22 protein-coding genes and 1 pseudogene are annotated in these 20,541 nt (G+C 58.1%); 7 read left to right on the top strand and 16 right to left on the bottom strand.

Annotated elements, in window-relative coordinates:
- Window positions 1-58 precede the first annotated feature (58 nt).
- Complete coding sequence (locus KVG87_RS08045) at window positions 59-1,915, top strand: ABC transporter ATP-binding protein (RefSeq protein ID WP_056784851.1); 1,857 nt, start codon at window positions 59-61, stop codon at window positions 1,913-1,915.
- Window positions 1,916-1,956: 41 nt separating this feature from the next.
- On the opposite strand, the gene KVG87_RS08040 is transcribed toward KVG87_RS08045, so the two are convergent.
- The 9 genes from KVG87_RS08040 to KVG87_RS08000 form a co-directional block, all read right to left on the bottom strand.
- Window positions 1,957-3,102, bottom strand: a complete 1,146-nt coding sequence (locus KVG87_RS08040; RefSeq protein ID WP_217850096.1) for a sensor histidine kinase — start codon at window positions 3,100-3,102, stop codon at window positions 1,957-1,959.
- A 274-nt stretch (window positions 3,103-3,376) separates the two neighbouring features.
- Entirely contained in the window at window positions 3,377-4,078 is a 702-nt protein-coding gene (locus KVG87_RS08035) for a DUF695 domain-containing protein (RefSeq protein ID WP_217850094.1), read from the bottom strand.
- Window positions 4,079-4,242: 164 nt separating this feature from the next.
- Window positions 4,243-4,584, bottom strand: coding sequence for an antibiotic biosynthesis monooxygenase family protein (locus KVG87_RS08030; RefSeq protein WP_217850092.1), 342 nt, complete (start codon window positions 4,582-4,584; stop codon window positions 4,243-4,245).
- 28 nt (window positions 4,585-4,612) lie between these two features.
- The gene (locus tag KVG87_RS08025) at window positions 4,613-5,587 is read right to left on the bottom strand and encodes a zinc-dependent alcohol dehydrogenase family protein (protein ID WP_217850091.1); all 975 of its coding nucleotides are present in this window, start codon (window positions 5,585-5,587) and stop codon (window positions 4,613-4,615) included.
- A 63-nt stretch (window positions 5,588-5,650) separates the two neighbouring features.
- Window positions 5,651-5,953: an ArsR/SmtB family transcription factor gene (locus KVG87_RS08020; protein WP_024012559.1), complete on the bottom strand. Its 303-nt coding sequence runs from the start codon at window positions 5,951-5,953 to the stop codon at window positions 5,651-5,653.
- 57 nt (window positions 5,954-6,010) lie between these two features.
- Entirely contained in the window at window positions 6,011-7,594 is a 1,584-nt protein-coding gene (locus KVG87_RS08015; protein WP_217850090.1) for an EAL domain-containing protein, read from the bottom strand.
- Window positions 7,595-7,748: 154 nt separating this feature from the next.
- A complete protein-coding gene (locus KVG87_RS08010; protein ID WP_217850089.1) occupies window positions 7,749-9,389 on the bottom strand; it encodes a sensor domain-containing diguanylate cyclase in 1,641 nt (546 codons plus the stop codon).
- Between the two features lie 200 nt (window positions 9,390-9,589).
- Window positions 9,590-10,186 carry an NADPH-dependent F420 reductase gene (locus KVG87_RS08005; RefSeq protein WP_217850455.1) on the bottom strand — a complete coding sequence of 199 codons (597 nt, stop codon included), beginning with the start codon at window positions 10,184-10,186 and terminating at the stop codon, window positions 9,590-9,592.
- A gap of 7 nt (window positions 10,187-10,193) precedes the next feature.
- On the bottom strand, window positions 10,194-10,946 hold the full coding sequence (locus tag KVG87_RS08000) for a 3-oxoacyl-ACP reductase family protein (protein ID WP_076563338.1): 753 nt from the start codon (window positions 10,944-10,946) through the stop codon (window positions 10,194-10,196).
- A gap of 112 nt (window positions 10,947-11,058) precedes the next feature.
- On the opposite strand from KVG87_RS08000, the gene KVG87_RS07995 reads away from it, so the two are divergent.
- Together KVG87_RS07995 and KVG87_RS07990 are read left to right on the top strand one after the other, a co-directional pair.
- Window positions 11,059-11,985 (top strand): LysR family transcriptional regulator, encoded by a 927-nt coding sequence (locus tag KVG87_RS07995; protein WP_217850088.1) that lies wholly within the window; start codon window positions 11,059-11,061, stop codon window positions 11,983-11,985.
- A 168-nt stretch (window positions 11,986-12,153) separates the two neighbouring features.
- Window positions 12,154-13,113 carry an EamA family transporter gene (locus KVG87_RS07990; RefSeq protein WP_217850087.1) on the top strand — a complete coding sequence of 320 codons (960 nt, stop codon included), beginning with the start codon at window positions 12,154-12,156 and terminating at the stop codon, window positions 13,111-13,113.
- A gap of 210 nt (window positions 13,114-13,323) precedes the next feature.
- Here KVG87_RS07990 and KVG87_RS26200 read toward each other — a convergent pair.
- The 6 genes and pseudogenes from KVG87_RS26200 to KVG87_RS07965 form a co-directional block, all read right to left on the bottom strand.
- Window positions 13,324-13,484: pseudogene (locus tag KVG87_RS26200) on the bottom strand (DUF2931 family protein); the annotation flags it as partial.
- 183 nt (window positions 13,485-13,667) lie between these two features.
- Window positions 13,668-14,027, bottom strand: coding sequence for a DUF6124 family protein (locus KVG87_RS07985; protein WP_217850085.1), 360 nt, complete (start codon window positions 14,025-14,027; stop codon window positions 13,668-13,670).
- Between the two features lie 441 nt (window positions 14,028-14,468).
- A complete protein-coding gene (locus tag KVG87_RS07980; RefSeq protein ID WP_217850083.1) occupies window positions 14,469-14,876 on the bottom strand; it encodes a hypothetical protein in 408 nt (135 codons plus the stop codon).
- Complete coding sequence (locus KVG87_RS07975) at window positions 14,840-15,319, bottom strand: NUDIX hydrolase (protein ID WP_217850081.1); 480 nt, start codon at window positions 15,317-15,319, stop codon at window positions 14,840-14,842. The genes KVG87_RS07980 and KVG87_RS07975 overlap by 37 nt, the downstream gene beginning before the upstream one ends.
- A 41-nt stretch (window positions 15,320-15,360) precedes the next feature.
- Entirely contained in the window at window positions 15,361-15,921 is a 561-nt protein-coding gene (locus KVG87_RS07970) for a nucleotidyltransferase family protein (protein WP_217850079.1), read from the bottom strand.
- A 124-nt stretch (window positions 15,922-16,045) separates the two neighbouring features.
- The gene (locus KVG87_RS07965) at window positions 16,046-16,912 is read right to left on the bottom strand and encodes a LysR family transcriptional regulator (RefSeq protein ID WP_217850077.1); all 867 of its coding nucleotides are present in this window, start codon (window positions 16,910-16,912) and stop codon (window positions 16,046-16,048) included.
- A gap of 143 nt (window positions 16,913-17,055) precedes the next feature.
- Between KVG87_RS07965 and KVG87_RS07960 the strand changes: the two genes are divergently transcribed.
- The 3 genes from KVG87_RS07960 to KVG87_RS07955 all read left to right on the top strand — a co-directional run bounded on the left by KVG87_RS07960 (window position 17,056) and on the right by KVG87_RS07955 (window position 18,628).
- Window positions 17,056-17,523 carry a hypothetical protein gene (locus tag KVG87_RS07960; protein WP_225930806.1) on the top strand — a complete coding sequence of 156 codons (468 nt, stop codon included), beginning with the start codon at window positions 17,056-17,058 and terminating at the stop codon, window positions 17,521-17,523.
- A gap of 32 nt (window positions 17,524-17,555) precedes the next feature.
- On the top strand, window positions 17,556-17,717 hold the full coding sequence (locus KVG87_RS25860; RefSeq protein ID WP_225930805.1) for a hypothetical protein: 162 nt from the start codon (window positions 17,556-17,558) through the stop codon (window positions 17,715-17,717).
- Between the two features lie 143 nt (window positions 17,718-17,860).
- Window positions 17,861-18,628: a sulfite exporter TauE/SafE family protein gene (locus KVG87_RS07955; protein WP_217850076.1), complete on the top strand. Its 768-nt coding sequence runs from the start codon at window positions 17,861-17,863 to the stop codon at window positions 18,626-18,628.
- Window positions 18,629-18,640: 12 nt separating this feature from the next.
- Here the strand turns inward: KVG87_RS07955 and KVG87_RS07950 are convergent, their stop codons facing one another.
- On the bottom strand, window positions 18,641-19,585 hold the full coding sequence (locus KVG87_RS07950) for a GlxA family transcriptional regulator (RefSeq protein WP_056784807.1): 945 nt from the start codon (window positions 19,583-19,585) through the stop codon (window positions 18,641-18,643).
- 116 nt (window positions 19,586-19,701) lie between these two features.
- On the opposite strand from KVG87_RS07950, the gene KVG87_RS07945 reads away from it, so the two are divergent.
- On the top strand, window positions 19,702-20,466 hold the full coding sequence (locus tag KVG87_RS07945; protein WP_217850075.1) for an SDR family oxidoreductase: 765 nt from the start codon (window positions 19,702-19,704) through the stop codon (window positions 20,464-20,466).
- Window positions 20,467-20,541: the final 75 nt, after the last annotated feature.

Below are 20,541 nucleotides of genomic sequence, written 5' to 3'. Positions count from 1 at the left end.
CCGCAACAACGCCGATAGATGGCAGAATCCCCACACCCTGATCACTTCGGAGACCGCAATGCTTCGCCTGTTTGAAGAAAGGCTCGACCCCTTCCCGCCCGACGAGGCGCCGCCACCGCCAGTCGGTCTGATGCGCTTCTTGTGGGCCTGCACCCGGGGCGCGCGCGGCTACATTCTGGCCTTCGCCCTGCTCAGCGCCAGTGTGTCGATCTATGAGGCGTGGCTGTTTTCGTTCCTCGGGCAAGTGGTGGATCTGCTCTCGACCTGGCAATCCGGCGGCGCTGCCGGTGATGAGGAAAGCCGCGTGTTGTGGGGCATCGGCATTGTGCTGGTGGTCAGCATCGGGCTGGTGGCGCTGCGCACGATGGTCCAGCACCAGATCCTCGCGATCAATCTGCCGCTGCGTCTGCGCTGGGACTTTCATCGGTTGATGCTGCGGCAAAGCTTGTCGTTTTTCTCCGACGAGTTCTCCGGCCGGGTCACGACCAAGGTCATGCAAACTGCGCTGTCAGTGCGCGAGGTGCTGTTCACCCTGATCGAAATCCTCCCCGGCATCGGCGTGTACTTCATCGCGATCATTGCGCTGGCCGGTGGCTTTGCGCTGAAACTGATGCTGCCGTTCCTTGCCTGGATCGTTTTGTTTGGCCTGGCGATGGTGTATTTCGTCCCGCGTCTGGGCAAGGTCGGCCAGGAACAGGCCGATGCTCGCTCCTCGATGACCGGGCGGATTGCCGACGCCTACACCAACATCACCACGGTCAAACTGTTCTCTCACTCCAAGCGTGAAGCGCATTTTGCCCGTGCGGCGATGGAAGATTTCAAGCTCACCGGGTTCCGCCAGATGCGTCTGGTCAGCCAGTTCGAAATCGTCAATCAGGCGCTGGTGGTCGCGCTGATTCTCGGTGCCGGCGGTTATGCGTTGTGGCTTTGGCATCAGGGCGAAGTCGGCACCGGCGCTGTCGCGGCGATCACCGCCATGGCGTTGCGCATCAACGGCATGTCGCACTGGATCATGTGGCAGATGACTTCGCTGTTCGAAAACATCGGTACCGTGCAGGACGGCATGGCCACGCTGACCAGCGGCCCGAAAGTCCAGGACGCGCCGGATGCCAAGGTGCTGGAGCCTGCCGGCGGCGAAGTGGTCTTCGACAATGTCAGCTTCAACTACAACGGCGAGCGTCAAGTGCTCGACGGCTTGACCCTGCACATTCGCCCCGGCGAAAAAATCGGCCTGGTCGGCCGCTCCGGTGCAGGTAAATCGACACTGATCAACCTGCTGCTGCGCTTCTATGACGTTGATCGCGGCGAGATTCGCATCGATGGGCAGAACATCGCCGAGGTCACCCAGGACAGCTTGCGCAGCGTGATCGGCATGGTCACCCAGGACACGTCGCTGTTGCACCGCTCGATCCGCGACAACATCGCCTACGGACGCCCGGACGCCACCGACGAAGACATCCACCGCGCTGCGGTGAACGCCCAAGCCGATGGTTTCATCAGCCAGTTGAGCGACAAACAGGGCCACAGCGGCTACGACACGCTGGTCGGCGAACGCGGTATCAAGCTCTCCGGCGGCCAGCGCCAACGCATCGCCATCGCCCGGGTAATGCTGAAGAACGCGCCGATCCTGCTGCTCGACGAAGCCACCAGCGCACTGGACTCGGAAGTCGAAGTGGCGATCCAGGAAAGCCTCGATGAAATGATGCAGGGCAAAACCGTGATCGCCATTGCTCATCGCTTGTCGACCATTGCAGCGATGGACCGGCTGATCGTCATGGACGAAGGCCGCATCATCGAACAAGGCACCCACGCGCAATTGCTGGAGAAGAACGGCACCTATGCGCGGCTGTGGCAACACCAGAGTGGCGGGTTTCTCGGTGAGGATCGCGGTTTGGTTGAGGTGATGGAGGAGTGATCAGGCTGGAGGGCCTGAGGCTAGGCTCTCCATCGATTCGCCTACAGGCTGACCGGGCTTTCGGCACTAACCGGAAGCTTTACGCGGAACACGGTTCCACCGTCCCGGTCAGAGCTGACCTCAATCGAGCCGGCATGCGAGGCGACGATTTCCGAGGCGATGAACAGGCCCAGACCGAGCCCGGCAACCGGCCCGTGATCAACCACGGAGCGCTGCGAGAACCGCCCCATCGGGTTGAAGATGAACGGCAATACATCCTCCGGAATCGGTTCACCGCCGTTATGTACGGTGAACACCGCGCAATCCTCGCGGACCTGCAACTTGACCGATACCGGAAACTTATTGTCGCCGTGGGTCACCGCATTGCTGATGATGTTGGAAAAGACCTGTTCCATCCTGGCGCCATCGAAGGCTCCCATCACCGCTTCCTTCGCATCGAAACGCACGTTGGCCTGCGGATGAAAGGCGCGGATTTCCTCGATCACCCGCTCGCACACGGGGCTGAGATCGATCAGGGATTTTTTCACCGGAATCCCCGGCCCCATCTGGCAGCGCGTCAGATCCAGCAGGTCGCCAACGATCTCGCTGGCGCGCTGCACGCTGGCGTAGATCTGCCGGGCCACCTTGCTGGTGCGCGGGTCGGCAGTCTCTGTACGCCGCAACATATCCGCACCAAGCAGAATCGCCCCCAGTGGCGTGCGCAAGTCATGGCCGAGAATCCCCAGAAACACATTGCGCGACGCCTCGACGGCGCGTGAATAGCTGGCAATCGACTCGGCCAGCGCCTGGTCGATGGCTTCGTGAAAGCGTGTCATGTCGTCGACATTCACTGATTTGCCATCTTTGACCTGACGCAGCCACTGGCTCAGCACACTAGTGCGCAGCGCGCGGTATTCCGACACCATCTGATCGATGGTAAAACCGGCCATCAGCCGCGTCACCGCGTGGGTTTCCGCAGCCGTTTCTTCATCGTCGCGCGGCGCATGCCCCTGGGCCTTGGCGATTTGCTCGCTGATGGTCTGCTTGCTCCGCAGATCGATAACGATGGCGCGCAACATCTGCTCGGCGTGATCGCGCAGTGCGACGTTATCGAGTTCCGCACCTGGTGTCTCGATGGTGCGGGCGAAATCTTCCCAGGCCTGCAGGATCGGCTCTAGGTTTTCGACAATGAAATCTGGCAGGCGCATGGCTGTAGTCCGCAGGGGAAATCCATCAACGCCAGCAACTGAGCCGGCGCAGAATTCGGAAAGGGCAATTCAGGAGTACAGAAGGTACGGCTGAGGGGATGCAGCCTACCACCAAAGCGCTGGGCTAACGTTGGAGGAAAATCGGTGTGCTGAAGAGGTTGCGGTCGGCATGAGATGATCGCTGCGCCCGCAACGAACGTCTCTGAAGCGACTACGGCTACGGACTCCTTGCGATGAGAGAAGTCCGTTTCAAGAGGTTATCCGTCGAGAGTCTTCACTCCAGGCATCGCTTGGGCGTCAGTCGAGTTTGCTCGGTGTTCGGCACCTCAGCACTGACATCTGCCTGTTTACGGCTGCTGAATTCAATCGGATAAGGCCCGGTCTGCGCCAGAGCTGCCTGCACACGGCTGACAAAGGCCGCGTCGTCCAGGGTGTAGAAAACCCATTCCATGCGTTGTCCGCCAGTGACCGTGCACCCCCACTTTGCCGAACTATCCGTTGCGACGGCTGCCTGGATCAGACGGTCCATTTGCATCATCCGCGCGGATTCCTTTGAACTCGGCAGGAAGCGATCCGACACGTATTTCCAGCTGATGCGAGCCTTGTAAGGAAACGCCTGGGTATCCTTGAGATTCAAATTGGAAGGCATGCGAAAACTCGCTGGCATTGGGTCGTCAGGAAAATCAGACGGTTGGAAATCGCTGTCGCCTGTCACGGCCACTTGCCGTTGCGGATTGTCAGAAGGATCATCACTGAGCAGTATTCTGAGCGCTTCAGCTTGGCGCTCTTTCCGCTCGCTCATGCATTTGGCGTAGGCCGTTGTATGCGCTGGACCGGCATCCAGACAAGGATCGCGTTCCACCGGTCTTGGAGAATGGGAGCGCGTGCAACCGGTCGTGATCAGGCTTGCCAGCAGCAATAGAACAACGGCTGGCCAGATTTCAGGGCGCAGGGAAGCGTGGGGAGTGACTTTCAAGTGGCCTTCCTTGGATGAGCAGCAATACGAGACATATGGAAAACGGCGCATTTTGCCTGCCACCCCTGCCCCATGAACAGGCCAGAGAGGAATTAAAGGGGCAATTCATCACAAGCAGTGCTCGACCAGCCACAGCCGCTTGTGACGAACAGCCACATACTCCCTCAGATGCCTACGCTGGAACCGTTGCCCGGTACGCCAAAATCGCCCCCCGGAAAAGCACCACCCTCAATGTGGTAGACCTTCGGTTCTGCGGAGAAATATTCCTCCAGCCCCAGCATGAAGCGCTGGTGGTCTTCACTCTGCTCAAACCCCGGCGAGTGATCCTCAAGCGATTGCCAGCGCACGATCAAATTGAACTGCTCGGGGGTTTCAATACCTTGCGCCAGCAAGTGGCCGCCGTATCCCTTGGCGCGGGTGAGCAACGGTTCGACTTCGGCAAATGCCCGTCGGAAGGCTTCAGTCTGATGCGGGTGAACGGGCAGCACAGCGATTTCGTAAACCATGATGTATCTCCAAAATCAGTGGGCGGATTCAGACGGTGAGTGAAGGCTCGACGGCGATGGCGATTTTTCCCAGCAGACCGTTGTTGGCGCTCTCCAGTCGAGCGTGGGCGAGCGGGATGTCGGCGAGCGAATAGACCGCGCCAACGTGGGGCCGCAACTGGCCGCGCTCGACCAACGCGCTCAGTTCATCGAGCTTGCCGCGATTCTGCCGGGTGAAAACGAAGTGGTAGCTGGCGTTCTTGCCCCAGGCCTGAACGAGGTTTTGTGGCTGCGCGATGTCGACGATCGAGACCACGCGGCCAAGCTGGGCGAGCACGTCGGCGCTGCGAGACAGGGTATCGCCGCCGATGGTATCGAACACCACATCAACGCCATGCCCGGCGGTTTCGCGCATGATCGCTTCGACGTAATCCTCTTGGGTGTAATCGATCACCACGTCGGCGCCCAGGCTGCGGACGAAATCGGCGTTGGCCTCGCGCACGGTGGTGAACACTCTGGCGCCCATGGCTTTGGCCACCTGAATCGCCACATGGCCGACCCCGCCCGCGCCGCCGTGGATGAGAATGCTTTCGCCTACGCGGAGTACGGCGCGCACGGTCAGCGCTTCCCAAACCGTACCGCCGACCAGACTCAGACTGGCCGCCTCAAGGTGGCTCAGCGAGGCAGGCTTCCTGGCGATGATGCTTTCGGCTGCGACGTGGTACTCGGCATAACTGCCCTGCCCGTCGAATATCTGCGGGGTGTACCAGACCTCGTCGCCTGGCGCGAAAGCGCTGACGCCCGGCCCGATGGCTTCAACCACACCCGACACATCGTGACCGGTAATGGCTGGCAGCGGCACCAGGTCGGGATAGTCACCGCGCCGAACCTGGTAATCCAGCGGATTGATGGAAGTGGCGTGCACTCGGACTAGCACTTGGCCGGCTTGCGGAACCGGTTTGGGCACGTCGCTGAGTTCGAACGAATCAGGACCGCCGAAGGATTTCAGAATCATCGCTTTCATGGCAAAACCTCGTATCGATAAAGAGGGATATCGGGATTTCTCGATATCCTAGAGTAAAAAAATTTACAGCTCTTTCCCTATGATCTCTGCAAGCGCGCTGATTGCTGCCTCATTGCGTTTGTAGTAGGTCCATTGACCGATGCGCCGCACTTCAACCAGCCCCACCCGCTGCAACGTGGCCAGATAACTCGACACCGTCGACTGCGACAGGCCGATACCTTCCTGGATGCTGCTGACGCAGACACCCTCAACAAGAACGTCACCCTCATCCTGCGGGGGGAAGTTCTTGACGGGATCCTTCAGGCCTTCAAGGATCTTGAGGCGCGTCGGGTTCGAGAGGGCTTTGAAGATTTCGATCAGTTCCATGCGCCGAGGATATCGAGATTTTTCGATATGTCAATGTGGTTTTTTGACTCCTTTCTTTCAGGAAACGATCGGGTCCTGGAGAATACGCGCGTCGGTGCAAGGCCGACCGTCCAGATAGAGCTGTTTGAACTGAGCGCTTTCCATGGCTTTCGCGAACAGCCATCCCTGCGCATATCGCACCTGGTTGGCGCGCAGGAAGTCGAGTTGCGCCGGCGTCTCGACGCCCTCAGCGACAAGTGTCAGCCGCAACGCGTGGCCCATCTGGATGACGTGAGTGACCAGCAAGGTCTTCTCCTCTGCTTCGCTGATTTGCTCAACGAAGGATCGGTCGATCTTGAGCACGTCCAGTGGTAATTGCTGCAGGTATTGCAGACTCGAATAGCCGGTGCCGAAGTCATCGAGCGCGACAACGAATCCGGCGTTTCGCGCGTGCTCCAGTGTGATTTTCGCTGACGCCAGGTCGACAAGGCTGCGCTCTGTCACTTCAAGCCATATCTGCGCGGGCTGCACGTCGAGGCGACGGCTTTCATTCAACAAAGCAGGGATCAGTCGCCCAGAGCTGACGTCGGCTGCGGCCAGATTTAACGCTACGTGCAGTGAACGATCACTGGCCAGCATGGCGCCAAGGTCTGCGAATACGCGGTGAACCACTTGGTCAGTGATCGCTTCGATCAAGCCACTGGATTCGGCCAGCGGGATGAACACGTCCGGGTAGACCAGCGTGCCGTTGGGTTTGCGCCAGCGGATCAAGGCTTCGGCGCCGATGCAGCGCCGGGTCTCAATTTCGATGATCGGCTGATAATGAACCACGAACTCCTGTCGCTGCACCGCGCGCTCCAGTGCCGCCAGCGGGGACAGCTTGCGACGCCACCAGCGCAGGCTCGCAATGACCAGGCCTACGCTGATGACAAGACCGATCGGCAGCAGATAAAGCACGTGTTGCCCGAGGCTGCGCAGCAGTTCCTGTCGCGGGATTGCGGCAATTACGGTGAAGTTGCCCTGGGCCACCAGTGTGTAGAGAAAGCCGTCCTTGAGGCCATGCGTCGGCCCTTCATGTACCAAGGCGAGGAAGCTCGCCAGGTTCGGGTCTGCCGGCCCCAGCAAGCGGCCTTGACGTGTGCCGACGGCCAGCCTGACGCCTTCATCAAGCACGACTTCGCGAAATTGTTCCGGGTCGACCAGCACGTTGAATGCAGCAAACTGCAACGCCAGCATCGGTTTGATCAGTTCGTTGTCATCCCGCGCATCGATGGACACCTTCACCCCGTCATCAGTGACGAAATCCTCCGCCCATTGCTTCGACCGCGGCGGCGTGGCACCCCATGACGTGCAGGCAAACACATCCTCTTCGTAGCCCACCGTCTCGACCGAAAAGGTATTGATGGCAATCATGCGCATCTGCTCGATGCCTTGTGGCGAGCAGGGTTCGAGGTCGGTCACGGCGACACTCTTCAGCGCCTGGGAGGCCTGCGCGAATGTCTGGCTGGCGCGATCATTGGCGATGGCGGCGAGCGTCTGAAGGCGGTCATGAGCCGCATAGATCGACAGCATCCAGCCAGCCGCGAGGGTCATGCCCAACGGGACGATCACCGCAAGGGCCGTCAGCAATATTCCCCGCCGCATGATTTTGGAACGTTTCATTTCACCGCCCGAATGATTTGGCCCGTGACGTCTTCGCAAATACTGGACCCGCCGTTTGCTCGGCACCTAGCGCTGCTTTTAGCGTGGAATCGACGGAGAATCAACACGCCAGTCCGCTGATTGAAGGATCGCTGACGTGCGTCAATCGCGCGGCTCATGTGCAAGTATTCAAGGTCGTGCGCGCGGACGATTCCACTCGATTTCGCCCGCCCTGTTTGGCGCGGTAGAGGCATTCATCGGCTTTCTTCAGGACGATTTCTGCATTGGTCGGCGAGTGTTCACACGTTGCCACACCGATCGAAGCGGTAATGCGCCCGACGGTTGGAATATCACTGGTCGCAATGGCGTGACGAATCCGCTCAGCGATGGCGCTGGCTGACTCGACATCGGTTTGCGGCAAAATCAGCAGGAACTCCTCTCCTCCGGCTCGGCACGCCAAGTCGCCGACGCGGGAATAGGTTTGCAGCGTATGCGCGACCTGTTTGATCGCCAGATCGCCCTTGTCGTGGCCAAAGGTGTCGTTAACCCTTTTGAAATGGTCGATGTCCAGCGATAACACCGAATATGTCTGCCCGGTGCGCTCAAGGCGGCGCAACTCTTCATCCATGGCTCTGCGATTGGCCAGTCCGGTCATGGGGTCGGTCAGCACCTGCTGGTTAAGGTGGCCCAGCTTCGCTTGCAACAAATGCACGCCGGCAAGCATCGCCTGGCGGATGGAAAACGCCTCGTGATACCAAGCCTTGACGTGGCGAAGTTGCTCGCTGGCCTGGGGCGCTGACAACTGCCGGGCAATACGCGACAGCTGATTAAGCGGGCGACAGATCAGCAAGGTGCCAAACCAGATCAGTACGAAGCCGATCAGGGCGGCAGGCAGCATTCCCAGCAGAACATCGCGCATCAAGGTATTGAGCGGCGCCAGACTGACCTCGCGCGGCTGCTGCGCGACGACGGCCCAACCGACGCCCGGCACTTGAGCATATCCGGCCAGCATCGGCACGCCCTTGTAATTACGCACGCTCATCGAGCCGCTCTCGCCACGCAACGCCGCATCCACGGTTTTGCTCCAGCCCAGGGTGTCGCCAATGCGCGTCGCCTCAGGGTGAAAAAGCAGTTGGCGATCTTGATCCGCTACAAAAGCAAAGGTGCCTTCGTGCTGGAAATGGCGGCTGATCAGGGTATGCAGTGCATTGTCTTCGCGCAGATAAACCGAACCGCCAATGATGCCCACGTAACGCTCAGCAGAGTCGTAAACGGGTTCGGAGATAAATATGACGAGATTGCCGGCGGCCGATGTGTACGCCGAGCTGATGAACGGCCGCCTCGCCTCGATGGCTTTGAGAATGGCATCCGAACGCAGCGTTGAACCGTTGATTTGCAGTGTGTCCGGGTACGCTTCCAGCACCTTGGCAGTGCTATCGATGATGGCGATCGAGTTGAAATCGCCATCCTGTTTTTGCAGGCGCAGCGCTTCGGCGCGCATGACGCTGGGGGCACCCCAGGCCTTGCCCAATTCACCGGCGCTGTAGCGCAGATGATTCTGTGCCGAGTGAATGAATTCAGCGAGGCTCGAGGCGACCTTAGCTGCATAAGCACTGTTCGATTGCAGCGCATGATCAACCAAGGCATCGCGCTGCACGCGGTAGGCTGTGACAAGGCTGTTGCCCAACGTCGCCAGAACAGACAGCAGTACAAGGGAGAGAATCAGCCAACGCAGATTCAGCGCAGTTACGGGCTGCGTGGCACCCAGCGTCTCGTCGCTGGCCGATTCATTCGGGGGGTCCGTTCTGTCGATCATCGTCTGCCCTGACAGGTCTCTTTGGGAGTTCGCAGCGAAAGCGCCTCAGCGAGTATATGCGCTTGTGCGTGACATGCCTGAGCGGGCTTGTATTCCTGCATCGAATCGCCTGCTACGTTTCAGTGTTTGGCGAATTCGAGCCAGACATTTTGATACCTCAAATTGTATGTGTGCGAAGCCCGGTTGCCCGGGCTCAGCGATTAACCATGTTTGACCAGGTTCAAGGCTGGCAGCGGTCCGCCCGGAAACTGCGCAAGCATTCCTTGCTGCACACCGCCCAGATCGATGCCGTAAAAACCCAGTTGAGTAATCAGCTCTGCAACCTTGGTTTTGCTCGTGGCATCTTCACCGGAATAAAACAGCACCCGCTTGCCGCCCTCGGCGGTGGGATCGCTCAGCAGAGCCGCGAGCAAATGGTTGAAGGCCTTGACCACGTGCGCACCGGGCAGCATCTGCGCCACCACTTGCGAAGACGGCTGGCCGCCCAGATCGAACGGTTTGAACAGTGGCGCCTCGATCGGGTTGTTGGCGTCGATCACGATGCGCCCATTCCAAGGCCCGAGATCGCGTACCGCGTCGGGGATTTTCGACCAGTTCACCGCCAGAAAAACAATGTCCGCCTGACTGGCTTGCTGAGCCGTCACCGCTTGCGCCAGTGGGCCCAATTCGCCGACCAAATCGGCAAGGCTCTGCGGCCCGCGGCTGTTGGCCAGGCTGACCGGCAGGCCCGCGTTGACGAGCAACCGAGCGATAGCGGTGCCGATGGAGCCTGTACCGATGATGCTGATAGTCATGATGCTCTCCTTACGCTGTGAAGCCGCCGTCGACGATTAATTCTGCGCCGGTGACAAACCCTGCCTCTGCACTGGCCAGGTACGCCACCGCGCTGGCAACATCCTTGCCCTCGCCGTACCGCCCCATGGCGATGTTCGGGCGTAGGAAGTCCGCAATAGGCCCGTCGGCCGGGTTCATGTCGCTGTCGGTCGGGCCAGGATGGACGGTGTTCACAGTGATACCGCGCGGCCCCAGATCGCGCACCAGTCCACGACTGAAACCGGTCAGCGCACCTTTGCTCAGGGTGTAGACGGAGGCGGTAGCGAACGCAGCGTATTGCACCATCGAGCTGCCGATGTGAATGATGCGACCGCCCTGCCCCATGTGTTTGAGCGCTTGCTGAGTGGCGACGAAGACGCCGGTCACGTTCACCGCAAGGATGCGTTGAAAGTCCTCAAAGGCGATGTCCTCGGGGGCACCGAGCAGGCTGATACCAGCGTTGTTCACCAGAATGTCGATCTTGCCAAAACGCTGTGCAACCTCGGCAATCGCTGCACGTACAGCCTCGGGATTGCCCGCATCGGCCGCCAGCGCCACAGCCTGGCCGCCCGCCGCAACGATTTCCTGCACGACCGCTTCGGCGCGATCTGGCGATGCGTTGTAGGTGATAGCGACGGTGGCTCCATCTGCCGCGAGCCGTTTGGCGATTGCTGCGCCGATGCTGCGTGAGCCACCGGTAACGATGGCGATTTTGCCGGTCAGTGGAAGCGTGGAAGTGTTCATGGTCGAGCCTCTGGGTGGTTGAAGTTGATGAGGCTATGAGACGCCTTTTGATCTTCCACCAGTAGTGGAAGCCACCTAGAATCACTTTCAATCATTCATTGAAGGTGCGCAGATGGAAACCTTAGGCAATTTGCTCTCATTTGTGCGCAGCGCCGAGGCGGGAAGCTTCTCTGCGGCGGCGCGGCGCCTGGGTCTGACGCCCGCGGCGGTCAGTCGCAATGTCGCGCAGCTGGAGGCCAACCTCGGCGTACGCTTGTTTCAGCGCAGCACGCGCAAACTCACGCTGACCGAAGCGGGAGAACGCTTTCTGGCCAACGTCGGTTCGGGACTGGAAAGTGTTCAAGCGGCGATTGCCGATGTGGCCGGCAATGCCGGAGAGCCTTCAGGGCTTTTGCGTCTGAGCGCAGCACCCGGTTTCGCCAGGGATTTTCTGCTGCCGCTGATGCCCGAGTTTCTCAAGCAATACCCCGCCGTGACCCCTGAATGGCACGTCGACAATCGCCAGGTCGATCTCATCGCGGATGGATTTGATGCGGCCATCGGTGGCGGCATTGAACTCGCACAAGGTGTGGTCGCCAGAGCCATCGCCCCGGCGCATCTGATTCTGGTGGCATCGAAGGAATACCTCTCGGCACACAAGCGCATCCGGCACATCGAAGAGCTGGCGACGCTGGATCATCTGGCCATACGCTCGGTGCAGACCGGCAAGGTGCGCAGCTGGATGCTGCAAGGGCCCGACGGGCAACGGGCACCGCTGGAGTTGGCGCCGCGCCTGTTGGTCAACGATCCGCAAGCGCTGTGTCAGTGCGCCCGACTGGGGTTGGGGGTTGCGCTGTTGGCAGTTCCGGATGTTTTGCCTTATCTGCAGGACGGTACGCTGGAAAGGGTTTTGCCCGATTGGTATGTCGATGCAGGGCAGATCTATTTGTACTTTTCCAGCCAGAAACTGTTGCCGGCAAAAACCCGGGCTTTTGTGGATTTTCTGGTCGGTCAGGCTCGAGAGGATGGGTGGGCAACTCGCCTCGATGCTCGTGCCTAGCAGGCAGGTTATACGATCTCTTAAACTCAAACAGCATCACGCCCAAGCGGTTTATCAAGCCCTTCAAGCTTGCCGCCCCTGCTCAATTACGGTACAAATCTGGCAGTTGTACGACAACATAATAAAAACCTGAGCCACCCCGAGTGGCTATCATTTTTGAGACCTGCCATGTCCCGTCCTGAGTTTGCGCCAACCGTATCGCCGCCCTTCCCCCGTTATCTCGCCGTGATCATTCTGTTGTGCATGGGTTGTGCGTTCGCCGGCAACCACGTCGCGGCACGGGTGGCTTTTGATGATGGCGCGGGCGTGTTGCTGGCGATTCTGATGCGCTCCGGCGGGACCCTGCTGGTGCTTGCCATTCTGGTGCTGTGGCAACGACAAAGCCTGCGCCTGCCGGCGGGCGCCTGGCGTTGGCAATTACTGTTGGGGCTGTTGATCACCGCGCAGAGCCTGTGCCTGTACTCCGCCGTAGCACGGGTGCCGGTTGCTTTGGCGCTACTGGTGGCCAACGTGTTTCCGATCCTGCTGGCCTTGCTGACCTGGGCGCTGGGCGGCCCACGACCAAGCGCACGCACCGCGATGTTGATGGGCTTGATTCTCGTGGGATTGGTGTTCGTACTGGACGTCCCCGGACGTCTGTCAGACAGCGCGAGTGTCGGCCCGGAATGGCTACTGGGCGTTGCACTCGCCTTCTGCGCGGCCAGCGTATTCGCCTGCGCGCTGTGGATCACTGATCACAAGCTGTCGCAAGTGCGCGGCTCGGTGCGCAGCCTGCTGACCATCTTCATCGTGTTCAGCAGCGTTAACCTGGCCGGCCTGACCGGCGCCCTCCCCGGCGGACTCAACCTCCCCGCCACCTCAACCGGCTGGCTGGCCCTTGCCACGCTCGTCGTGCTCTATGGGACCGGCTTCATTGTGTTGTTCATTTCCGTGCCCAGGCTGGACATGCCACGCAACGCACCGGTGATGAACATTGAGCCATTGGCGACGTTGTTGATGGGCTGGATTGTGCTGGATCAGATGCTCAGCAGAGGACAGATCATCGGTGGCGTGATTGTGGTGAGCGGGATTGTTCTGCTGACGTATCGCAAAGCGCCGGTGAAGGTTGGGGTGAAGGCTGAGGTTTGAGGGGATGTGGTGGCGGGACTCTTGGTTGGCGAGTCCTGCTTATCGCCCCCGGCTCGATACCGGATCAGCAGAATTGCAGGCTCTCGAGGTCTACCTGGGCATAGCTTCCTATTTCACCCTTGTAGAGATAAATCGCAGTTACCTCCAGCTCCGTTCGTAAGAATTCCGCCAGCGTCCTGAGTCTGGTGCTTGTGGTCATGGCAGGGCGTACATAGATTGCCAGCGTACGAAAATTCGCTTGAGCAGATCTGCGCCAATAACCTGTTTCCCCGTACCTCCCAACCTACCCAACCGCGCGCGGATTCTTTGTCGTCATTTGGTTCAGCGCCGCTGGCGCTCCCTCCCCCGGCTCGCAGAAACGTTCGACCTTGTTCGTAGCGGTAGTTTTTCGGCGGGTTTGGAACGTAACCACTCAATCCTTGATTCCTTGTTCTGATCCTTGAAGAACGGCCCGAAGGGTGACAGTCGAGCCCGGGTGGTGCAAGCCGTGGCCGTGTGCCAGCCATGGCGCGCCCGGGGATTGCGATGAGGTTTTGCGCTCGTCGCATTGCGGGTTATTTGGCTATTTCGACTTTGTCCAAAGCCTGATTGACCGCGATTTCGCCGAGCATGACGACCTGGGCAATGCCCAGCAGCGTCTTGCGGCGCGGGTTGTCGAGCAGCGCGGCGAAGTCGTGGAGCAAGGTGGTGGCCGAGCCGAGGGATTCGCTGGCGTTGGCCAGCAGGGATTCGGTGTCGTATTTCGGATTGGCGAGGAACATCTGTTCCGGAGTGTTGGTGCTGGCCAGGATTTCGGCGGGGCCGAGGTAGTGATCGAGGGCGCGTTCGGCGGCTTCGTGAAGCTTTTTCGAGGCGCTGGATTCGTTGGGCGATGCGGGGTCGGTGGTTGGGGGATTGGGTGTGACTTTGAACATGGTGAAACTCCTAGTTAGCTAAAAGGAGCCTTCACATTCGCTACCAAACGAAGGTGGCGGCCATACGCGGGTTGGTAGACCGGTAACTAGGAACCGGCACACCCGAAGGTGTCCTGCGCATGGCCACCATTGAGCAGCGACCTGAAGCCGGTCTGCGAACGGTGCGCGATGCGACTAGTTATGGCGGGCTACCAAACCCGATCACTGTTTTTCAGCGACCGACAGACGATAGAACCCGCGACCTAGACGCACAAGCCGGCGGATTCTGGCGTAGTCGTAGGGAATGACGCAAGGCGTTGTAGCCGTTTGCTTAAGGCTGGAGTTACTGTTTAAACGGGCTGAGGGTTTTCTGTTTATGTGGCTGTGAATGGGCTGGCGTCATCGCGAGCAGGCTCAGTCCTACAAGGGGATTGTGCTTAGGTTACCGGCGATCCTTGCCTGTCACGATCCTGAAATTTCCCGTCTGACCTGAAGAGCAATTACAGCGAAACCTCTACCAGTGCCGCGCTGGGAAACTGCATGGTTCTGAATGGAAGTTACATCTTCCCATCGCTCTACAGTTTCCACGCATTGGTGATCACTGTCGGTGTCAATTTCAAAGGCTATGAACCGTTCTGCCTGATTCAGGATCAAGCCATACAGCCGTGGCATGCCGGGGAAATCGACTTCCAGTTCAAGTACCACGGTGCCCGCCCAGTCGATGCCCTGGCTTTCGCCATAACCAACCAAGGCAACGGGAAGACCGGCGTTACGCCAGAATTTTGCAGTTGTCATCAGGCGATGGGCCGTCACGGCATTCTGTTCCTGCACATTCAACTGTCGCTTCTTAAGCAGCCGGTCAATCTCCATTTTGCTCCTCGGTCGTGTGCCGCTAGTTGTCCCTGGTACTTCAAAGCCTCAATCAAAAACCCGAGCGCTCGACGAAAGACAGGATGGCAATCGTCATACGGCAGGTGATCGAGCGAAGCCCAGAAAAAATCGAAAACATGGCCGTGATCATCCAGTGTCTGATGAGACCATCGCTCTGGCTGTGGCTCACGCACCTCGCAAAGTTGGAACGACCAGACTTGTCCGTGGTGGCAAGACTCCCAGCATCCTAAATCTTCACTGATTGTCGCATTGTGGATACCGGACTCTTCCGCCAGTTCTCGCAAAGCGGCCTCGGCGGGTGTTTCTCCGCGCTCAATGGTTCCTTTTACTAACTGCACCCCAGCCTGTGGATGTCGAAACAACAGGATTCGCGGGCGCTGTGCGAAACAAAGCACCACAGCACAGGCCTTGTCGGGATGCATAAAGATTTCCTTATCGGTTTAAACGATCAATCGGGATGGCATCAACCCTGCGTTAGAAGCCTCAACTTCGGCCAGATCTCGAGCCATCTCTTCGACTGCACGCGCTCCAGAAACACCGCGTTTTTATCACTTTCAAATCGGGCGGTTGGCCGCACTTTCAGCGCAAACAAATCCTCCAGCCCCAACGGCGCCGAAACCTTTATCGCACCATGCCGATCAAGCCTGACACCTACTGCCGTAGCAGTTTCCGGCCAGAACGTCATTGCATCCGCAGCCGCCCCATAAGGCGCATCGGCGTTTCGCTGGTGCATGCGTGCCTGGTTTTTCACCGACCAGTTCAAGCCACTGCACAGTGCTGCAAGCTCGACCTCCAAGGCTAAATCCGTTTGATCACCGGGACGTGTTCTGTCGAACCATATGACATCAATGTCCTCGGGCAACGGCGAAGGTTGGCGCTGATGCAGATGATCCCAAACCAGGCTGCGCACAAAACCTGCGGCAACCCAGCAGTCCGGCAAGTTGAGATCTCTGACTATTCGCAAGATGTGCATGCGGACGGGATCTTCAGCAATCAGATACCGCAGTTGCGCTTCCAGATTCATTTATTTCAATCCAATGACCATGGTTGCGAGAGCCTATCAGTGATCTCTGTAAGCGCTCGGTCCCTTGTGCTGAATGACGAGTGCAGGCGAACTTTGCAGGATAGGGCCAACTGCCGACCACTTCTCAAACCTTGAACTCTTCCTTAAGCAAATCGGCAAACTTGTCTTTTGCGCGATGAGATTCAACGTGCCTGTTCCAGATAAAATAATTCTGCACAGGCTTTAAGTCATTGAAGAAGAATCCTTGAATACCGCCGAGCTGGCGGAACTGTTCAAACATGCCTCTCGGCACCAACGATATCCCGGCGCCTGAACTTACGCAGCCAAGGATGGTGCCATAACTGGCTATGCTTGTTATCGGGTTGAAAACTTTGTACCGCTCCAGCCAGGTTAACAAAGCCTTTCTGTAGGGACATCCTTCAGGCCACATGAATAAATCCACATCGCGCAGGTCCTCTGGCTGGTTTATCACCCCCGCGGACGGCGAGGCAATCACCACTAGATCCTCTTCATAGATCTCCAGACTCTCGATGTCCGGATGTTCTGGCCTGACGGCAATTATTGCCCCGTCCAACGTGTAGTTGACCACTTCTGCGGATAATTGTGACCAATCGCCAGTGCTGAATTGCATTTGTACAGCCGGATAAAGTTGATGAAACCTGGATAGCACTTTGGGTAACCGGCCGGTAGCGGATGATTCTATGGCACCAATCCTGAGTTCTCCCGAAGGAGCTGACGACGGATCAAGCGCTCGTTGCGATTCTTCGCACAAAGACAGGATTTTGTTGGTATAGCCGAGAAAAAGCCGACCTGAAGGGCTGATGATCAATCCTCTGCCTTTCCTAATAAACAGGTCAACTCCAAGCTCACGTTCCAGAAGCTTGATGCGGTTGGTGATGTTGGACGGCACGCAGTGCAATCGCTCCGAGGCACGGACGATACTGCCCAGATCGGCTACTGCCTTGAACATGACCAGTTGCGAAAACTCCATGTAAACGCTCATTAAAAATGAATAATTGAGTCAGTATAAGTCACTTGTCACAGGTCAACAAATCGGGCTAATTTCGCCGCTGCAAGGCAAGAAAGTGCGTTAGAACCAAACATTTCATAGGTCTTTAGGGAGAAGGACACATCATGAGCTCAGCATCGCCACAGAGTCGTTTGGAACCGCTTGAACATAAATCCATGCAAGAATTTGGCGAGACATTTATCCAAGCCCTGCCCAAGCACATACGCAACTTGAAAATTCCCGGACGTACCTTAGAAGAAAACCAACGGCGTCAACCGTTGCTGGCCTGCGTCGGAAACGTTGCTGAGGTACAGGACGCCATGCTTGAGGTACTCAATCATTCCATCACGCAAGACGCGCAACTGGCGGCTGAAAGCGCATTCAGGGCGTTCCTCGATAAGCCAGTGATAGATTCGTCGGTATTGAGCTTTTTCAATGGGTGGAATGAAACCCATAAAACCACCAGCCTTGTCTCGGCAAAAATCATCATGCGCCTGTCGGCGGATGCGATATCGGTATCTGCCGACAGACGTGAGGGTTACCACAATGTCATGGCGCATAGCATGAAGTGGCGAAAGATGATTTCGGTTTAGGACATCAGGGCCATAACGGAATGTACAACTACATGACCGCAGCTTTTGGTGCGTCAGCCTGGGTTGAAGAACAATTAAAAATTGCTGAATGCAATGACTTCGCGGACTTCCTATACAACAAGGGCATCATGCTCAATTACAATGAAAGAGTCGGCAATGCATTCTCCGCCATGCATCGGATTATGACCTGTTGATCTCTATTGATTAACGAAGCATGCCGATGAACTCTCATAATGTGAGCTTGGAGAATGATCGGCATGTTTTGACGACATTTAAACCAAACCACGAGCGACTCATGAACCTTCCGGCCAAATGACGTTCCGCAGGGATCTATCGCATGGATGTTGAACACGCTGTTCTTGCATTGGGTTTCTTCGCGTTTTGTGGTGGCCTGATAGACGCTGCGGTCGGTGGCGGAGGCCTGGTACAGGTGCCGGCACTTCTACATGCCCTACCCCAGTACAGCCTTGCCACCATTTTCGGCACCAACAAACTGGCCGTTCTGGCAGGCAATATTTCATCAATATCGGGTTACCTGAAGCGCATAAAAATCCGCTGGAATTTAATGCTTCCGACCATGCTCGCCGCTTTTTTATTTTCTTTTCTCGGAGCTCTCTCAGTATCCCTTGTCCCTAAAAGACTGATGGAGATCGTTGTCTTTTTCATATTGATAGTCATGACTATCTACACGTTTATGGAAAAAAAACTTGGTTTGGCAGGCAAAGACCGCCACTTCGGAACGAAAGACATTTGCCTTGGAGTTTTCTTCGGCAGCCTGATCGGTTTCTACGATGGTGTCTTCGGACCGGGCAGTGGCAGCCTGCTGCTGTTTATCTTCGTCAAGGTCTTTGGCTTTGATTTCCTCAATGCATCAGCCTCTGCAAAACTGGTCAATCTGGGGACGTTCAGCGCTGCGCTCATATTTTTTATCCCCTCCGGTAATGTCTTGTGGGCGATTGGCGGCATAGTTGCTTTATGCAATATGGCCGGTGCACTGACCGGTGTCTTTCTGGCATTACGTTATGGAAGCAGTTTCATCAGAGTTTTTTTCCTGATTCTGCTCGTATTCCTGATCGGCAGAATGGGGGTCAACATTTTTTCGTAGACCCTGGTCACGTCATACCATCCGCCGCGAATCCCGCCGTACCGCCTGCGGCGGCACGCCAAACCCGCGCATGAACACCTCGCGCATGTGCCGGCGGTCACGAAACCCGGTTTCTCTGGCGACCACATCCAGACTGTGACTGCTTTGCTCGATCAGCAAACGCGCTGCTTCCAGCCTTAGGCTCTCTATCGCCTTGGCCGGAGACTGGCCGGTTTCGGCGGTGAACACGCGGGTGAATTGCCGCGGACTCAGGTGCACCACTTCGGCCAGTTCTTCGACGCTCAGCGGGCGATTGAGGTGCTTACGCGCGTAATCCAGTGCACTCTGAATGCGGTCGGATTTGGGTGACAGCGACAGCAATTCCGAGTGCTGCGACTGCCCGCCCGAGCGGCGCTGATGCATCACCAGTCGATGGGCCACCGAGCGCGCAATGTCGCTGCCCAGATCCTTCTCGACCATGCCCAACGCCATGTCGACACCAGCGGTCATGCCCGCCGACGTCCACACCGGGCCGTCGATGATGAAGATGCGGTCGTCCTCGACATTCACCGAGGGATGCATCCTGCGCAGCGCCGGGGCGAACGCCCAGTGCGTGGTCACGCGGCGGTTGTCCAGCACGCCCGCCTGCGCCAGTACGAACGAGCCGGTGCAGATGCCGGCCACGCGGCGTGCGCCGTCGGCGAGCCCGCGCACGCTGTGCAGCACGTCAGCATCGGGCGGCGTCAGCGGTGTCAGCGTTCCCGCCACCAGCCAACTGTCGGCCAGCCCCGCTTGCGTCAGCGGTAACGTATCGACGTGCAAGCCCAGCGAGGAACTGACGATGCCGCCGGCCTGGGAAAAGTTCTGCACCTTGTACACGGCTTTGCCCGTGACGATGTTGGCGAACTCGAACACCGACTGGGTCGCCAGCGCCATGACCTGAAAACCTTCCGTGAGCAGATAGCCGACTCGATGCATGGTCGCGCTCCGTTTGTTGAATGTCCTGAAACACTACCACATACGTCATTCAGGTCGGATCAGGTTTTCTCCATCATGGCTCACATACCAATCAATCCACTTGCGGGACGCAGCTCATGAAACTTGAAGCCAACACGATTTTCATCACCGGCGGTACTTCCGGCATCGGCCGCGCACTGGCCGAGGCCCTGCATCAGCGCGGCAATAAAGTCATCATCGCTGGCCGTCGCCAGGCCCTGCTGGCAGAGATTGCCCAGGCGAATCCGGGCATCGACACCGTGCAGCTGGACATCAACGATGCGCAGCAGATCAAGGACGTCGCCGCCGAAGTCATCCGCCGCCATCCGTCGTTGAACGTGATCATCAACAACGCCGGGATCATGCCCTTCGACAACGCGGGTTCCGGCGCCTACGACGATGAGCAGGCCGTCGGTCTGTTGCAGACCAACCTGCTCGGCCCGGTGCGCGTCAGCGCCGCGTTCGTCGAACACCTCAAGCGCCAGCCCGAGGCCTACATCATCAACAACAGCTCGGTGCTGGCCTACCTGCCGCTGGCGACCACGGCGCTGTATTCGGCGACCAAAGCGGCGATCCACTCCTACTCGCTGTCGCAACGCTTCATGCTGCGCGACACCAGCGTCAAGGTCCTGGAAATCGCGCCACCTTGGGTCGATACCGATCTGATTCACAAGAGCGGCGACGAGCGCGCCATGCCGCTGGGCGAGTTCATCGAGGAAACCCTGATCAAGCTGGAAACCGCCACTACCGAAGTGCTGGTTGATCGAGTCTTGCCGCTGCGAGCCAACCAGGGCGCGAACGAGCACGGGTTGATCGAGCAGTTCAACCTGTCGCTGCTGGAGAATCCTATTCCGGTGGCTTGATTACAGCGCCGAATACTTCCGACCACTTGGGTTTCTGATCCAAGTGGTTTTTTTTGGGACAAGATCCAAGGCTCA

The sequence above is a fragment of the Pseudomonas siliginis genome, assembly GCF_019145195.1.
GTDB classification, from domain to species: Bacteria; Pseudomonadota; Gammaproteobacteria; order Pseudomonadales; family Pseudomonadaceae; genus Aquipseudomonas; species Aquipseudomonas siliginis.
Note: the sequence above shows the minus strand (reverse complement) of the source record. Positions and strands in the feature narration are given on the sequence as shown.

What these genes read in the sequence shown, in the direction of transcription:
- KVG87_RS07955 (WP_217850076.1), top strand. Translation starts at nt 17,861, where the DNA reads ATGGATGTTGAACACGCTGTTCTTGCATTGGGTTTCTTCGCGTTTTGT.
- KVG87_RS07985 (WP_217850085.1), bottom strand. Translation starts at nt 14,027, where the DNA reads ATGTTCAAAGTCACACCCAATCCCCCAACCACCGACCCCGCATCGCCC.
- KVG87_RS07980 (WP_217850083.1), bottom strand. Translation starts at nt 14,876, where the DNA reads ATGGAGATTGACCGGCTGCTTAAGAAGCGACAGTTGAATGTGCAGGAA.
- KVG87_RS08000 (WP_076563338.1), bottom strand. Translation starts at nt 10,946, where the DNA reads ATGAACACTTCCACGCTTCCACTGACCGGCAAAATCGCCATCGTTACC.
- KVG87_RS07990 (WP_217850087.1), top strand. Translation starts at nt 12,154, where the DNA reads ATGTCCCGTCCTGAGTTTGCGCCAACCGTATCGCCGCCCTTCCCCCGT.
- KVG87_RS07960 (WP_225930806.1), top strand. Translation starts at nt 17,056, where the DNA reads ATGAGCTCAGCATCGCCACAGAGTCGTTTGGAACCGCTTGAACATAAA.
- KVG87_RS07950 (WP_056784807.1), bottom strand. Translation starts at nt 19,585, where the DNA reads ATGCATCGAGTCGGCTATCTGCTCACGGAAGGTTTTCAGGTCATGGCG.
- KVG87_RS08040 (WP_217850096.1), bottom strand. Translation starts at nt 3,102, where the DNA reads ATGCGCCTGCCAGATTTCATTGTCGAAAACCTAGAGCCGATCCTGCAG.
- KVG87_RS07975 (WP_217850081.1), bottom strand. Translation starts at nt 15,319, where the DNA reads ATGCATCCCGACAAGGCCTGTGCTGTGGTGCTTTGTTTCGCACAGCGC.
- KVG87_RS07970 (WP_217850079.1), bottom strand. Translation starts at nt 15,921, where the DNA reads ATGAATCTGGAAGCGCAACTGCGGTATCTGATTGCTGAAGATCCCGTC.
- KVG87_RS07965 (WP_217850077.1), bottom strand. Translation starts at nt 16,912, where the DNA reads ATGGAGTTTTCGCAACTGGTCATGTTCAAGGCAGTAGCCGATCTGGGC.
- KVG87_RS08015 (WP_217850090.1), bottom strand. Translation starts at nt 7,594, where the DNA reads ATGAAACGTTCCAAAATCATGCGGCGGGGAATATTGCTGACGGCCCTT.
- KVG87_RS25860 (WP_225930805.1), top strand. Translation starts at nt 17,556, where the DNA reads ATGACCGCAGCTTTTGGTGCGTCAGCCTGGGTTGAAGAACAATTAAAA.
- KVG87_RS08045 (WP_056784851.1), top strand. Translation starts at nt 59, where the DNA reads ATGCTTCGCCTGTTTGAAGAAAGGCTCGACCCCTTCCCGCCCGACGAG.
- KVG87_RS08010 (WP_217850089.1), bottom strand. Translation starts at nt 9,389, where the DNA reads ATGATCGACAGAACGGACCCCCCGAATGAATCGGCCAGCGACGAGACG.
- KVG87_RS07995 (WP_217850088.1), top strand. Translation starts at nt 11,059, where the DNA reads ATGGAAACCTTAGGCAATTTGCTCTCATTTGTGCGCAGCGCCGAGGCG.
- KVG87_RS08030 (WP_217850092.1), bottom strand. Translation starts at nt 4,584, where the DNA reads ATGGTTTACGAAATCGCTGTGCTGCCCGTTCACCCGCATCAGACTGAA.
- KVG87_RS08020 (WP_024012559.1), bottom strand. Translation starts at nt 5,953, where the DNA reads ATGGAACTGATCGAAATCTTCAAAGCCCTCTCGAACCCGACGCGCCTC.
- KVG87_RS07945 (WP_217850075.1), top strand. Translation starts at nt 19,702, where the DNA reads ATGAAACTTGAAGCCAACACGATTTTCATCACCGGCGGTACTTCCGGC.
- KVG87_RS08025 (WP_217850091.1), bottom strand. Translation starts at nt 5,587, where the DNA reads ATGAAAGCGATGATTCTGAAATCCTTCGGCGGTCCTGATTCGTTCGAA.